Source organism: Actinoplanes sp. NBC_00393, assembly GCF_036053395.1.
Taxonomy (GTDB): Bacteria; Actinomycetota; Actinomycetes; order Mycobacteriales; family Micromonosporaceae; genus Actinoplanes.
The window spans coordinates 8,382,017-8,396,726 of record NZ_CP107942.1 but is presented as its reverse complement, the minus strand read 5'-3'; the positions used below and the strand labels follow the sequence as shown (position 1 = coordinate 8,396,726).

The following is a 14,710-nucleotide window of genomic DNA, read 5'->3' as shown; positions in this document are numbered from 1 at the left end:
AGTCTCGGCCCATCGTGGGAAAACCTGATCAGTTCATAACCACGCCGCCGGAGGCCCACCATGAGTCTTGACCGTGCCCTGGCTCCCGACCCTTACGATCTTTTGCCGCCGGTCCCGTCATTCACGGTGACCAGCTCGGACGTGACGGACGGGCAGCCGCTCGACGAGCTCTTCGTGCACACCAGTGTGGGCGGGAAGAATCTCTCGCCGCAGTTGTCCTGGTCGGGGTTCCCCGACGAGACGCGGGGGTTCGTGGTCACCTGCTTCGACCCGGACGCACCGACGGGCAGCGGATTCTGGCACTGGGTCCTGGTGAACCTGCCGGTCTCGGTCACCGCCCTGGACCGCGGCGTCGACCCGCTGCCGGACGGCGCGTTCTGCGTGCGCAACGATTACGGCGAGCGCAACTACGGCGGCTCGGCGCCGCCGCCCGGCGACCGCCCGCATCGGTACGTCTTCGCGGTGCACGCGATCGACGTCGACCGCCTCGAGGTGACTCCGGACGCCTCACCGGCGTACGTCGGCTTCAATCTGGCGTTCCACACCCTGGCCCGGGCCACCGTCCGCCCGACCTTCCAGGTCCGCGGCTGAAAGGCCGCTGCTGACAAGGCCGTGACGGAAAGGCCGCGACTGACAAGGCCGCCGTCAAGAAAGGCCCGCAGACAGCTGAAGCCGCCGGCATCGCCGGCGGCTTCACTGATTATCCGGGGTACGCGTCAGCGCGGCGCCCGGCCCACGCAGAAGACCGACTGGCCGAACGGCGGCTTCACGACCCGCTCGGCGGCCTTGGTGACCGGCAGCACCACGCTGTCGTAGACCTTGACCATCGGCCCCTCCTTCGGGGCGAGCTTGAAGATGCTCGTGGCGCCGTAGTAGCCGATCAGACCCAGCGCGTTCGCGTAGTGGATCTTCTCGATCTCCAGGCCGGCCTCGATGAACGCGGCGGAGAGCGTCTTCTTGGTGTAGCGGCGGATGTGCCCGGTGGCGATGTCGACCTGGCTCATCGCGAACATGAACGCCGGCACGATGATGATGACCCGGCCGCCGGGGCGCACCAGGTCCTTCATGCTGCTCAGCGCGCCCACGTGGTCCTCGATGTGCTCGAGCACGTTGTACGACACGGCGGCGCTGTACTCCCCGTTCGCCTCCGGCGAGGGCAGCAGCATCTGCTTCACGTCGATGTTGGTGTGCTCGGCCATCCGCTCCTTGAGCAGGACGAGCCGGTCGGGGTCCGCCTCGGTCGCGGTGAAACGCGGGAGGTGCTCGGCCCACTCGATCGCGTAGTCACCGAGGCCGCTGCCGATCTCGATGGGGTTGTCCCCAAGGTATGGGAGCGCGAGCTCGACGAACCACCTGCGGTGGTTCACAGCCGTGGCAAGGCCTTCGAGCACTTCGGACTGGATCCGCTGGTCTCCAGTGATGTCTGCCATAGGTGAGGTTCCCTCATCTTGCCGATCTGAGTTGCAGCGGGACCGGAGAAGTTAACCATCTGACGCGCCTAACCGAAAGTTGAGCGCGGGTCGCCGCTGATTTTTTGGCCTGATTGAGACATAGGTGGGATGGGTACTCGGATGGGTTACGCGTGTTGAGTCCACCAGATGGACACCGGGTGTGGGACACGCGGAAAGCACGCGTACATATCGGCTCTATCACGCCTCGGGCGCTCATCGCCGGCTTCTTCCGAACCTCGGTTAGGCTCGCCGATGCTATGACGATTACGGGTTTTGACTCGACAGGCCAGTCGACCGGCGAGAACGTTCTCCGGCCGCGCCAAGTGACCGCCGACGACAACCTGGACGCCGAGCTGCGCGCCATCAGCGGTGCCGTTACGGCGGACACCCCGGCGGTTCTCGCGCCGATCAAGGAAACGGTCGAAGAGCAGGCCATACAGCCTGTTCAGCACCGTCCGAAGTGGCGGGTCCTCAGCTGGCGCGACGTTCTGGCAATCGCGACTTTCATAGCCGTGGCGTTCTTCGTCACAGCCCCGTTGTGGCTCAATCTTGATCATGAACTGCGGGATGATCCGCAGGATCAAGCTTTCTTCGAGTGGATGCTGGCGCACGGTGCACGCGTGCTCACTGATGGCGCGTATCCGTTCTTCTCGGATCGTATGAATTACCCCGACGGGGTGAACATGATGGCCAACACCTCGGTGTTGGCCGTTTCGTTGCCACTGACTCCGATCACTCTTCTGTTCGGTCCGCATGTGGCGTTCAACGTATTTCTCACCTGCGCATTGGCATTCACCGGAACTTCGTGGTATCTGGTGCTCTCGCGCCGGTTCGTCGCTTCCCGGCTCGCCGCGTGGGTGGGCGCACTGTTCTGCACCTTCGCGCCGAGCATGATCTCGCACGCCGGCGGCCACCCGAACATCGTCTCGCAGTTCCTCGTCCCGGTGATCATCTGGCGCACGCTGGAGCTGCGGGTCTCGGGCCGAGCCATGCGCAACGGGCTGATCCTGGCCGGTCTGCTGGTCTGGCAGGCGTTCATCAACCTCGAGATCCTGTTCATGACCGCCGTCGGCCTCGGCATCTTCTGCGTGGTCATGGCAGTCGTGCGGCGCAAGGCGCACCCCGGTGAGGTCGTCCCGTTCCTGCGGGGTCTCGGAGTCACCGCGGCGGCGACGCTGGCTGTGCTCGCCTACCCGCTCAGCGTGCAGTTCTTCGGTCCGCAGAGCTACCAGGGTCTGGCCGAGTTCGTCCGGAACTTCGGCGCCGACCTGGCCTCGTTCACCGCGTACGCCAGCCGCTCGGTGGCCGGCAACAGCGCGGTCGCCTCGGCCCTGTCGCAGAACCCGGCGGAGGAGAACGCATTCTTCGGCTGGGGTCTGATCATCCTGTTCTTCGGGCTGATCCTCTGGATGCGGCGGACCGCGGCGGTGGTCACCATCGGCGCGATCGCGGTGTTCTTCGCGGCGATGTCGCTCGGGCCGCGCATTTACCTGAACGGCATCAACACCGGCATCCCCGGCATCTGGTCGATCATGCACAGCATTCCGGTGCTCGACTCGGCCGTGCCGACCCGCTGGGCGATGGCGATCGCGCCGATGGTCGGGATCGTGCTCGCGCTCGGTGTTCAGCGCGCCGTCGACCTGGTCCGGTCCCAGCCGCACGCGCGGGGCCCGGTTCGGGTCGCCATGATCACGGCGGTGGCGATGGCGCTCGTACCGCTGGCGCCGACCCCGCTGCAGACCACGCCGATGGACCCGGTGCCGGAGTTCGTCACGTCGGGCGCCTGGAAGCAGTACGTCGACGACGACCACACCATGGTCACCCTGCCGCTGCCGGACAGCAGCTACCCGGACCCGCTGCGCTGGACGGCTTACACCGGGCAGGACATGCGGATCGCCGGGGCGTACGCCCTGCTGCCCAACCAGAACCCGCAGAACCCGTCGGACCGTACCGCGATCTTCTCCCCGCCGTGGCGGCCGACCAGCGGCCTGATCACCTCGATCCGGCAGGGCAACCCGATCCCCGAGGTCACCGACGCCCGCCGCGAGATGACGCTGGCCGACCTGCGGTTCTGGAAGGCCGGTGTGGTGGTCCTGACGCCGCAGGCCCGTGACATCGAGATGCTGCGCACGATGTCCGAGCTGCTCGGCTTCCGTCCGACGTGGACCGGCGGTGTCTGGATGTGGGACGTCCGGCACCTCGTCGACGACCCGGAAGCGGTGCTCGCGTCTAGGGGCGGCGCGTCGTAACGGTATCGTTCTATGATCTTCCGGCCGGTGATATTCACCGCTGCTGATCCGGGAGATCGCATGCCGTATTCAACACCCCTTGCCCTCGCTCTGGCCGCCACGGTCGTGGCCGTCGGCGCGTTCGCCTCGCCGGCTGAAGCTGCCACCGCCACCGCCGGCGTCGCCTCGGTCGTGTCGACGACGAAGGTGCAGTACAAGGCGGCCAAGGGCAAGCAGAACAGGGTCGTCGTCACCCGCTCCGGCCACACAGTCACGATCGACGACAAGGTCGCGGTCAAGGCCGGCAAGGGCTGCAAGGCGGTCAAGGGCGACAAGACCAAGGTCCGGTGCAAGACGTCGAAGGCGCCGACCCGGCTGCGGGTCTACACCTACGACCGGAACGACTCGGTGGTCAACAAGACCGACCTCGGCATGACGGCCGACGGCGGCACCGGCAACGACAAGCTCACCGGCGGTCCGCGCGCCGACACCCTCTGGGGTGACAGCGGCGCCGACAAGATCTACGGGCTGGGCGGCAAGGACGAGCTGGTCGGGCACGACGGCAACGACATGCTCTCCGGTGGTGACGGGGACGACTGGGTGCAGGGCGAGGTCGGCAACGACGTGGTCTACGGCGGCAACGGGAACGACCACTTCCCCGAGGACGAGGGTCACGACAAGACCTACGGCGGGGCCGGCAACGACAGTGTTCTGATGTCCCAGTTCAAGGTCGGGACGGACAACGACTACTTCTCCGGCGGGCCCGGCGATCGCGACGCGATCAGCTACATCCTCTACACCAAGGGGATCACCGCCGACGCGGACGGTGTGAAGGGCGACGACGGCGTCAAGGGCGAGAAGGACACCATCGCCACCGACGTGGAGGAGATCCAGGGCGGCGAGGGCAACGACCGGATCTACGGCACGGCCAGGGCGGATTATCTGTACGGGTGGGGCGGCAACGACCACATCTACGGCTACGGCGGCGACGACCTGGTGCACGGCGAGGCCGGCCAGGACAGGCTGTACGGCGGCACCGGCGACGATTACGTCAGTGGTTACGACTGGAGCGAGCCGAAGGGTCAGGACCGCCTCGACGGTGGCGCGAACCGGACCGCGGAGGGTGATCTCTGCGAGGCCCACGGTGGCGACACCAAGGTCGGCTGCGAGCGGGCCTGACCATCTGCTTCAGCCCGGCGGTGTCGTGGTCCAGCCGGACCACGACGCAGCCGGGCCGGACTGAGCGGGGACTTCTCGTCACCCGTACGTCTAATCGGTTTTGATGCAGCAACCCGGGCAGACCTTGGGCTGCGGCAGGGTGAATGCCAGGCAGCAGGTCTTTCTCTGCACGTCGAGCTGGCCGTTGGGACCCGGCACCAGCTCGATCAGATCGGCCACACCGAGCGTGCCCAGCAGGCGGTCGATGCTCGCGGCGGACGAACCGGGCAGGGCGTCCGCGGAGCGGAGCACGCCGTACGCGATGCCGGAGGCGAGCGAACCGAGAAGCGTGCGCTTGCCCAGCCGGACCCGGCCGTGAATGGCGTCGAGCAGCGGCCCGAGGTGTTCGTCGTAGAGCGAGCGGCGGAACTCGGCCAGCAGCGCTTCCTCGTCGGCGACGACCTTGACCTGGGGCAGCCCGCTGAGCGCGATCGGGTCGGTGGGCAGGACCGCGATCGGGATGTCGGGACGCATGCCGAGGGTGAGCAGCGGCCGGGGATCGTCGAAATGGATCACCGCGTCGGTGGCGGTGAGCAGCGGAACCCGGCGCGCGGAGGCCCAGCCGAGAACGGCCGGCAGGGCGAGCCAGTAGGTGTACGCCTTCCAGGCGAGCGCGGCGGCGGCGTGCGGCTGCGCGTTCCACCGGTGGCGAGCCGTGTCGAGCAGGGTGTCGAGGTGCACGTCGGCGAGCCGGGCGGCCGGTGTCCAGCCGGCGAGGTCACGCGCGACCAGGTCGGGAGCCAGGCCGGGAATCTCGGTGCTGGTGCCGAACATGGCCCGCAACGTCGCGTTGACCGGAGCCAGCGGGTGTTCGGCGACGAGGCGGGAACGCGTGAGTTCCAACGTGATCGTCACGGGCGTCCGCCGGCCCGCGGCGACACTCGTCGCTGAGTCACCGCATTCTCCTCGCCAGGTATTACGGAAGGATCCAAGACGACCCATCGTACCCGGTTAAGGGTAGCCTAACCACACCAGTGGCCAGGATCTTTCGGGCGAATACCCTCGGCAAGAATTACTTTACGTAACGTTACTGCCTTCGCGAGTTCGTCAAGGCATTTGTCGGCAACGCGCTACTAGCCCCTTACGGACACTTGGCGCCAGCGACACTGATGGTGCCGTCGCGAAGGGGACATCCGTGATGACCACCTCGCCCATTGAACGGGCCGCAGATCAGTTCGTAACGGCGCTTGCGCAATGGCGGGTCGAGCGCGGAATGACCAAGAAGCAGCTTGCCGCGCGCATGGGATTCGACCCGTCCTACGTCAGCCACGTCGAGGGCCGGCGTCACAAACCCACCGAGGACTTCGCCCGCCGGGCCGAGGCGGTGCTGAGTGCGGGCGGCGCGATCTGGCAGCGTTTTCAGGAGTACGACGAGCTGCGCCACGCCCGTGGATCGGCGCTGCACCGGGACCCACCCGTGCCGGTGCAATGGCTGCCGCCCGGCACCGGCCTCGTCGTGGAACGCGAGATCGCCGAACTGGTCTACACCGACGGGGCGTATCGCTGCCGGGTCAGCCGGGCCCTCTACAACGCCGGGGTCGAGCCGGTCACCCGCTACCTCGTGAAGATCGCCGTGGACCGGTATCCGCACGATCCGGCCGGCTCCAACCGCCACCACCGGGAGAACCCGCTCACCTTCGAGGAGATGGACGTTCAAGCCCGGGCCGGGGAGGGCGACGCCGCCGAGCCGATGCAGTGGCGGGTCAAGCTCGACCGGGACGCCGCCAAGGAGATCTGGCTGCTCTTCGCCAACGAGCGCGGTCAGTTCCCGCTCTATCCCGGTGAGCGGACCACGATCGAGTACGCGTACACGGTCGGGGAAGAGAAGTGGGGGCAGTGGTTCCAGCGGGCCGTCCGGCTGCCCACCCGCTCGCTGACCGTACGACTCGTCTTCCCGCAGAGCTTCGAACCACAGGTCTGGGGTGTGGAAGCGTCCCTCGCCGCCGAGGTGCCGGTTCGTACCCCGTTGGAACGCCGCATCGAGGGAGGTCGCGCCATTTTCGAGTGGTCAACTGACGCGCCCCTGCTCAACGCGCGGTACCGGCTGGAATGGCGGTACCGCGGCGCCGACGCGCCGGTCTACGAGGAGACCGGGCCTCCGGAGCCGACCCTGCCACGGGCGTCGCACCGGATGCGTGGCATCGGCATCATCCAGCGCGGGTCCGACCTGCTCCGGCAGCGGGCCCGCCACTTCCAGCTGCCCCGGGAAGCGCCCGCCGCCCGGGACACCGTCACCCGCCTGCTGACCTCGCTCGGCCGGCTGCAGGACCTGCACGAGTTCAGCAAGGGCGTGGGCCTGGCCGCCACCCAGATCGGGGTGCCGGTCGCGGCCGCCGTGGTACGCCCGCCGGAGTTCGACATCGAGCCGGTGGTCCTGCTCAACCCACGCGTCGTCGGGGAGTCGGCCGAATGCGACGAGCAGTACGAAGGCTGCCTGTCGTTCTTCGACTACCGGGGACTGGTGGCCCGGCCGCTGCGGATCGACGTGGAGCACGCCCGGTTCGACGGGACCCGGGTGATCACCACGTTCGAGCGGGCGCTGGCCCGGCTGATCAGCCACGAGATCGACCATCTGGAAGGCCGGTTGTACGTGGACCGGATGGATGCGGAGTCGAAGCTGGTCCCGGTCGCGCAGTACCAGCAGACCGGGCGGCCCTGGGATTACTGAGACTCAGTCGGTAAAGCTGTCGTACTTCACCCGGACCGAAGGCACCTGGAGCTCGGCCAGGGTCTTCAGCGTCCCCTTGACCATCTTGCCGGAGCCGGAGACGAAGAAGTCGTGCTCCTGCCACGGGCCGTACCGGGCCACGACGTCCGAGATGTTGCCCTTCTCGCCGGAGAACGTGGGATCGTCGCTGCACGCGGTCACCACCGACAGCCACGGGTAGCGGGCGGCGAGCCGGTTCAGGTCGGCCAGGTCGTACAGGTCGTCACGGGTCCGCGCGCCGAAGAAGACGTGCACCCAGCGGGTCCGGTTGTACCGGGTCAGCTCCTCCAGCAGGGATTTGATCGGGGCCAGTCCGGTGCCGCCGGCCACGAACACGGCGTCCCGGGTCGATCTTCGGTCCAGCGTCATCGACCCCATCGGGGCGGCCAGCTTGACCATGTCGCCGACCTGGAGCCGGCGGACCAGGGCGCTGGAGACCCAGCCGGCGCCGACCGCGCGCACGTGGAACTCGAGCGTGTTGTCGCGGCGCGGGGCGTTCGCCGGTGAATAGGTACGCCAGAGCCGGGGCTGGTAGCGCGGGGCCTCGAGACTCAGGTACTGGCCGGCCCGGAAGTCCAGCTGCTGCAGGGGGAGCACGGTGAAGACCGCTATGTCCCGGGCGCGGCGCTCGTGGGCGACGACCTCGCCGTACCAGTAGGGCGGATTCGGGTCGGCGTCCGCACCGGCCAGCATCTTCGAGGCGATCACCGCGTACGCGTCGGCCCACGCCTGGTCGTACTCGACACCCCACTGCTCACCGGCGACGGTTCGCATCGCCTCGATCAACGCCCCACCCACGACCTCGTAGTGCTCTGGTTCCACGTGGAACTTGCGGTGATCCCGGCCCAGCGCGCGCAGGTAGTCGTCGAACCTCTCGGGGTCCTCCAACGTCTGCACGGCGGTCACGATCGCCCCCAGCAGCCGGGCGCGCTGCAGGTCCATCTGCACCGGGAACAGATCTCGCAGATCCGGGTGCGACAGGAACATGCGGGCGTAGAAATAGCCGGCCACCTTGTCCTGATGCTCCTCGACGAGGCTCCAGCTCTCCTTGAGCATGCGTGCGAGGTCTCCCATGCCATTCAGATTGGTCAGCACAGTCGGGAACACGACGTACCGAAAGTGCGACTCGTCACCCTGCTCGGCGTGTCGCCGTCACCTCTAGAGTTGGCGCGTGACGCTCGAAGAACAGCAGGCCACCCGTCGGACGTATCTTCCGGAGATCGTCATCGTGCTGCTGCTGTCCCTCGGACAGTCCGCCATCTACGCGATCGTCTCGCTCACCGCGAAACTCACCGCCGACAAACCGCTGGCCCAGCAGACCGCCACACTCAACCCGACCGTGTCGCCGCGGCCCTACCTGGACCTGACATACCAGGTGCTCGGCATCTTCTTCGCGCTGATCCCGGTCGTCCTGGTGATCTACCTGCTCCAGCGCGACAACATCCGGCCCGGCCGCGACCTCGGCATCGACTTCCGGCGGCCGGTCCACGACCTGGGCTGGGGTGTCGGACTGGCCGCGCTCATCGGAATCCCCGGGCTGCTGCTCGTCTACACGGCCCTCCAGCTCGGACTCAACGCGCAGATCGTCCCGTCCGGGCTCCAGCCGTACTGGTGGGCCGTACCGGTGCTGGTCCTCGCCGCGCTGGAAAACTCCATCCTTGAGGAAGTCGTAGTCGTCGGCTACCTGATGACCCGCCTCCGCCAATCCGGCATGACCACGTTCTGGATCATCGTCTGCTCAGCGGTCCTCCGCGGCTCCTACCACCTCTACCAGGGCTTCGGCGCCTTCGTCGGCAACGCGATCATGGGCGTGATCTTCGCGCTCTTCTTCCTGAAGACGAAGCGGGTGATGCCGCTGATCGTGGCGCACAGCCTCCTCGACATCACCGCCTTCGTCGGCTATCAGCTGCTGCCCGACTCCTGGCTCGGCTGGCTGACCTCGGAATAGAGACGCCGGGCCCGCACAGCCGCATCCTCGATCGCGTTACGGCTGCCCAGCACGGCGGTGGCCAGGCTCAGGCCGGGCCACGCACGGTCCGCGATCCGCACGGCCGCCCAGGCGGCCAGCCAGCCCTTGGGGAACAGCCGCACCAGGTCGTCGGCACGCTGCGGGTCGGTGGCATTCTTGCCGTACGCCGCAGCCAGGTGCAGAACCAGCTCCGCATGCGTGATCGCGGCTGCAGTGAGCAGAGCAACCGGGGCGTACGGGCCGGCGACCGCGCCCAGGCCGGCCCGCAGCGCTGCCGAGCGGGCGAAACGCCTGGTCGCCAGGCGTGCCAGGCTTTCCGGGGTGGCCTGCGGATAGGCGGCGCGGATGCTGTCGGCCCAGGCTTGAGCGCGCGGGCCGATGGTCTCGACCGCGGCGGTGGCCAGGGTTTGCGGGGCGTGGGTGGGGTCGGCCAGGAGGGCCGGCCAGAGATCCAGGGCGAGGGCGTGGGCCGACTGCGCCCGGGGCGCCGTGGCGGTCGGCCTAACCACCTGGGCGGCCTGCTGGTCGAGCTCGCCACCGAACGGCGGCTGCTGAGCTGCGGTCGGCCTAGCCGCCTTCTCCCCTGCGATGCGCGGCGCTGCGGCCGGCTCCTTCGCTGCGGGTGCTGCGGCAGGCTTTTCTGCGACGGGCGGGGCCTCGGCCGGCTTTTCTGCAGCGAGTGGTGCTTCGGCAGGCTTGTCTGCGGTGGATGGTGCTTCGGCAGCCTTCTTCGCGGCGGGTGCTGCGGCGGGCCCTCCTGCAGCGAGTGGCGCTTCAGCCAAGCCCTTCGTAGCGGCCGGCGTTTCTTCGGCAGCCGAGACTGCGGGGCGGCTGACTTTGCTCGGGCGTGTGGCCTTGGCAGGGGGAGGCGGTGACATGTCCACGGCTTCGGCTACCTCGGCCGGGCCCGTTTGGCTTGAGGCCGGGGTGATGTTCTTGGCCGGGGACGCCTTCTTTGCTGGTGCGGCGTTCTTGGAGGGCACAGCGTTCTTGGCTGGTGCGGCCTTCTTGAGCGGGGCCGGCTTCGCGGGGGCGGTCTTCCGGGCCGGGCGCGGAGCGGCCTTCTTGGCCGGGGCCGAGGTCGGCGGCGTTGTGGTCGCGGCCGTCTGCTGCTCCGGCTCCGGGAAGGCTGTCGCCTGCTGCTTAGCGGGGACAGCACCCGCGCGTGGCTGGTCCGGCTTTGCGGGGGCGGCGCCCGTGCGTGGCTGGTCCGGCTTTGCGGGGGCGGCGCCCGTGCGTGGCTGGTCCGGCTTTGCGGGGGCGGCGCCCGTGCGTGGCTGGTCCGGCTTTGCGGGGGCGGCGCCCGTGCGTGGCTGGTCCGGCTTTGCGGGGGCGGCGCCCGTGCGTGGCTGGTCCGGCTTTGCGGGGGCGGCACCTGCGCGTGGCTGGTCCGGCTTAGTGGGAGCGGTGCCTGCGCGCGGCTGGTCCGGCTTTGCGGGGACGGCGCCCGTGCGTGGCTGCTCCGGGATTCCGTTGCCGGCCGGGGGCGTCGTGGATGACCGGGCGGGGCGGGCAGCCGGCTTTCGGGCGGGCTTGCGCCTTTCCGGAGCGAGCGGGGACGGGGTAGATGGGTTTGGGGAGGCGTCACGCGTACCGGAAGGGGGGCTTGAAGAGTGACCTTCGGCACTCAGGCCGGGACGCGGGGGTTGGAAGGTCACCGCCGGCGGCGCAGCGCGGCGGACCGGCCGCGCATCAGACTCGTCGGCGGAGGCAGACTCCTCGGGCGCACTGAACGCGGCCCGAGGATCGCGTGCGCGCGGGGCATCCCGGCGAGTGTTCTCCTCCATCGAACGAAGCCTAGCCGTTGAAGCCACGTTTCGCCTGTTGGCGCCCGGTCGAGAAGATCTCCGGCGTGGCATGTGGTGGCCTCTTTGTGCGGCCTCCGAGGGGTCCGGTATTCTCAAGCCTCGGTAGCCTCAGGGCTGCCGGGGGAGACTTCGCCTAGTCTGGTCTATGGCGCCGCACTGCTAATGCGGTTGGGGTTTTAAAGCCCCTCCCGGGTTCGAATCCCGGAGTCTCCGCGCGAAAGCCGGTGTGTATGCTGGCTGAGCACTGAGAGAGCGCCCGTAGCTCAATGGATAGAGCATCTGACTACGGATCAGAAGGTTAGGGGTTCGAGTCCCTTCGGGCGCACAAAAGATCAAGGCCGTGACCTGCGGAAACAAGGGTCACGGCCTTTTCGTTTCCCATTTCTGGCCCTGAAAATCCCATCTAATGGGAGCGTGGTGATCGGATGGTGATCGCGTGTCGCTAACGCGTCTAGTCCACAGTGGATCCCGCTGCTGAGCAGGAACTTAAGCACGCGAATCGCGGCGGGATGCGGATACCCTTGCGGTTACTGTACGTGACATCGTAGGGGTGAATGTCGGTCCCGCACGGGGTCGGGTAAGCCGGTGTCTGGTACGAAGGCCGACGGGCGGGATTGAGGGCTTTCTCCGCGCATCCCGGGGTAGGGGTGCACGCCCCGGTGCCCGGTGGCGACATTGTGTGGTCGGTGCCGGCGGCACGTTGGGCATCTCCGCCGAGGAAGGCATGGGCACTACCGTCAACATCATGCTGCCGGTCACCGACAGCCGGCTGGACTCGGTCGTCCGGCGCGGGATTAGCGCGGGCACGGGCAGACGGTGCTGCTGGTGGAGGACGAACCGACCCTGCGGCAGGTGTGCTGGCGTCTGCGGGGCCGGGATTGTTGATTTTACGTCGGTGACCGGTCGCTTCCCGACGCCGTGGTGATGTCGGCCGGCTGGCTATGTCGTGGACTCCCACCGGCGCCGCTTGCGCGCTTGGTCGAGGCGAGTTTGTGCAACAGATCGCAGGCGGTGAACGGCTTTTCGAGGAAGGTGATGTCCTCGTCGAGGACGTGGGTTTTTCCGAGCAAGCCGTTGCTGTAGCCGGACATGTACACCACGGGCAGGTCCGGATCGAGTTCGTGGAGGGCATCGGCGAGCCGGGGGCCGGACATTTCCGGCATGATCACGTCAGTGAGCAGGATGTCGCAGCGGTGCTGGTCGTACAGCTTCAGCGCCTCGGGGCCATTACCGGCGACGAGGACGTGATATCCGCTGGTGCCGACGATGCGGGCCACGACGCGCGCGAGGGCGGGTTCGTCTTCCACGACCAGCACGGTGCGTCCGTCGCCGGGCGGCGGCGCCTGCCGGCTGGTGACCGTGTCGATGGTGGTGGGGGCGGTCACGAGTGGCAGGTAGATGCGGAAGGTGGTGCCGATGTCGAGTTCGGAGTAGACGTTGATACTGCCGTCGGCTTCGGTGACGATGCCGTAGACGGTGGCCAGGCCGAGTCCGGTGCCTTTGCCTTGGGGTTTGGTGGTGTAGAACGGTTCGCGAAGATCCGGGCGGCGGTGTCGGGCGACATGCCGTGGCCGGTGTCGCTGACCAGCAGCCGGGCGTAGGTGCCGGCGGGCAGCGGCGGCTGCATGTTCAGCTCGTCGCCATCGAGGGCGGCGACGTTGGCTTCCAGCACGATCGTGCCGCCCTCGGGCATCGCGTCGCGGGCGTTGATGGCCAGGTTCAGCAGGATCTGCTGGATCTGCCCGGGATCGGCGTGCACGACCAGCGGCTGCTTGGCGGGCATGGCCATCAGGGTGATGTGCTCGCCGATGGTGCGCTGCAGCATGGCGTGCACCTCGGCGATCGAGGCATTTAGGTCGATGTCCTGCGGCTGGATGGCATCACCGCGGGTGAAGGTGAGCAGCTGCCTGGTCAGGTTGCTGGCTCGCTCCACCGCGGTACGGGCTTGTTTCAAATCGGCTTGGACCTGTGGCCGGTCGCCGGTTTCCTCGATCGCGAAGTCGGTGTAGTTGCCGATGATCGCCAGGATGTTGTTGAAGTCGTGCGCGACCCCGCCGGCCAGCTTGCCCAGGCTCTCCATGCGTTGTGCCTGGTTGCTGCGTTGTTCGACGGCGCGCTGGTATTCGGCGGCTTCCTTGGCGGCGGTGATGTCGCGGGCGATGGCCGAGATCCCGATCACAGCGCCGGTCTGGTCCGCGATCGGGGTGATGGTCAGCGCCAGGTCGATCGGGGTGCCGTCCTTGCGTAGCCGCCGGGCCTCATACGAGCGGCCGCCGGCACCGTCACGAATGCTGGCCAGCACGTCACGCTGGTGCTCAGCACCATCAGCATCGGCCAACATGGAGGCGGGCCTGCCCAGCATCTCCTCTGCCGTGTAGCCGAACAGCTTCTCCGCACCACGGTTCCAGGCGGTGACCAGCCCTTCCGGGGTCAGCCCCACGATCGCGTCGTCGCTGTGCTCGACTACGGTCGCCAGCGTCGCGCGTTGAGCTTCCGCCAGATCGCGGGCGGCACGCTCCCGGGTGGCCGCCTCGTCCAGGCGGTGCTGGCCCCATGGGTCGATGTAGATGCCGCCGGGGCCGAGCAGCACTCCGTACCCGCGGCGCAACGTCCAGTAGTAGATCCCGATGGCGGCGGTACCGGCGTCCCACAGCGCCGAGGTCCATGACCAACCGGCCGCCTCGCCGGCCATGTGGTGTGCCGACGGGCCGCGGATGATCGTTTGATATGCCATGATCGCGTGCAGGGCGTGCCCGACCGCACAGCTGAAGAAGATCATCGACGTGGCCACAGCCAGCTTGTTGGTCCGCAGCTGCCCGGCCCGGTAGACCGGCACCAGAATCGCCCTCGTGATCGACGCGTACGCGACCGTGATCACGAGATTCGCCAGCAGGAACATCTGGTCCGGCATGGTTGGTACTTCGGCTGCGAACCGGAAATCTTTAGCGGTGTACGTCGGGAGCAGCCTGTTCGAGACGCGTGCCGACATGTTGCTGGACTACGAGTGCGCGGACGGCACCGTCTGGTGGTGGCTGCCCTAGGTCGACTTCGACACCTACCCGGCGGGCCGGCTCGTGGCCAATCTGACCGCGTACGGGAGCCGGTGCCGGACGCCACGCAGCCACGCCAGGTGCGACGCGCGGCTTCCGCTGGCCGTTCGCCTGGGGCAGGTGTCAGGACCCTGTCGTGTGCGCGGCTCTGCACCACTGGAGCGCTTGGGGTCGAAGCCTGACATTTTTCTTGGCGCTCAGCCGGACAGCGCAGGAGCCGATCGGATCAGTGCGAACGGCCGCCGTACCCCTTGGATTGGTTGAAGGTCGTCGGTGACG

At 67.9% G+C, this 14,710-nt stretch carries 10 protein-coding genes, 2 tRNA genes and 1 pseudogene; 7 read left to right on the top strand and 6 right to left on the bottom strand.

Annotated features, from left to right (window positions below; translation table 11 throughout):
• The first annotated feature begins 60 nt into the window (after window positions 1-60).
• Complete coding sequence (locus OHA21_RS38855; RefSeq protein WP_328463766.1) at window positions 61-591, top strand: YbhB/YbcL family Raf kinase inhibitor-like protein; 531 nt, start codon at window positions 61-63, stop codon at window positions 589-591.
• A 125-nt stretch (window positions 592-716) separates the two neighbouring features.
• On the opposite strand, the gene OHA21_RS38850 is transcribed toward OHA21_RS38855, so the two are convergent.
• Window positions 717-1,430, bottom strand: coding sequence for a class I SAM-dependent methyltransferase (locus OHA21_RS38850; RefSeq protein ID WP_328463764.1), 714 nt, complete (start codon window positions 1,428-1,430; stop codon window positions 717-719).
• A gap of 374 nt (window positions 1,431-1,804) precedes the next feature.
• On the opposite strand from OHA21_RS38850, the gene OHA21_RS38840 reads away from it, so the two are divergent.
• Window positions 1,805-3,700, top strand: a complete 1,896-nt coding sequence (locus OHA21_RS38840) for a hypothetical protein (protein ID WP_442875200.1) — start codon at window positions 1,805-1,807, stop codon at window positions 3,698-3,700.
• A 60-nt stretch (window positions 3,701-3,760) separates the two neighbouring features.
• Window positions 3,761-4,858 carry a calcium-binding protein gene (locus OHA21_RS38835; RefSeq protein WP_328463758.1) on the top strand — a complete coding sequence of 366 codons (1,098 nt, stop codon included), beginning with the start codon at window positions 3,761-3,763 and terminating at the stop codon, window positions 4,856-4,858.
• A 90-nt stretch (window positions 4,859-4,948) separates the two neighbouring features.
• On the opposite strand, the gene OHA21_RS38830 is transcribed toward OHA21_RS38835, so the two are convergent.
• On the bottom strand, window positions 4,949-5,671 hold the full coding sequence (locus OHA21_RS38830) for a hypothetical protein (RefSeq protein ID WP_328478811.1): 723 nt from the start codon (window positions 5,669-5,671) through the stop codon (window positions 4,949-4,951).
• A 364-nt stretch (window positions 5,672-6,035) separates the two neighbouring features.
• Between OHA21_RS38830 and OHA21_RS38825 the strand changes: the two genes are divergently transcribed.
• Window positions 6,036-7,565, top strand: coding sequence for a peptide deformylase (locus OHA21_RS38825; RefSeq protein ID WP_328463756.1), 1,530 nt, complete (start codon window positions 6,036-6,038; stop codon window positions 7,563-7,565).
• A 3-nt stretch (window positions 7,566-7,568) separates the two neighbouring features.
• Here OHA21_RS38825 and OHA21_RS38820 read toward each other — a convergent pair whose 3' ends face one another.
• Complete coding sequence (locus OHA21_RS38820; protein WP_328463754.1) at window positions 7,569-8,678, bottom strand: globin domain-containing protein; 1,110 nt, start codon at window positions 8,676-8,678, stop codon at window positions 7,569-7,571.
• A 97-nt stretch (window positions 8,679-8,775) separates the two neighbouring features.
• Between OHA21_RS38820 and OHA21_RS38815 the strand changes: the two genes are divergently transcribed.
• Window positions 8,776-9,552: a CPBP family intramembrane glutamic endopeptidase gene (locus OHA21_RS38815; RefSeq protein WP_328463752.1), complete on the top strand. Its 777-nt coding sequence runs from the start codon at window positions 8,776-8,778 to the stop codon at window positions 9,550-9,552.
• On the opposite strand, the gene OHA21_RS38810 is transcribed toward OHA21_RS38815, so the two are convergent.
• Window positions 9,507-10,082: a hypothetical protein gene (locus OHA21_RS38810; protein WP_328463750.1), complete on the bottom strand. Its 576-nt coding sequence runs from the start codon at window positions 10,080-10,082 to the stop codon at window positions 9,507-9,509. The two genes, OHA21_RS38815 and OHA21_RS38810, sit on opposite strands and share 46 nt — an antisense overlap.
• Before the next feature lie 1,421 nt (window positions 10,083-11,503).
• Between OHA21_RS38810 and OHA21_RS38805 the strand changes: the two genes are divergently transcribed.
• Together OHA21_RS38805 and OHA21_RS38800 are read left to right on the top strand one after the other, a co-directional pair.
• Window positions 11,504-11,594: transfer RNA gene (locus OHA21_RS38805), tRNA-Ser, on the top strand.
• A 39-nt stretch (window positions 11,595-11,633) separates the two neighbouring features.
• Window positions 11,634-11,706 (top strand) — tRNA-Arg (locus OHA21_RS38800).
• Window positions 11,707-12,268: 562 nt separating this feature from the next.
• Here OHA21_RS38800 and OHA21_RS38795 read toward each other — a convergent pair.
• Window positions 12,269-12,877 (bottom strand): annotated as a pseudogene (locus OHA21_RS38795) (response regulator); the annotation flags it as partial.
• Window positions 12,763-14,292 carry a two-component system sensor histidine kinase NtrB gene (locus OHA21_RS38785; RefSeq protein ID WP_442874958.1) on the bottom strand — a complete coding sequence of 510 codons (1,530 nt, stop codon included), beginning with the start codon at window positions 14,290-14,292 and terminating at the stop codon, window positions 12,763-12,765. The gene OHA21_RS38785 and the pseudogene OHA21_RS38795, both read right to left, overlap by 115 nt.
• Window positions 14,293-14,710: the final 418 nt, after the last annotated feature.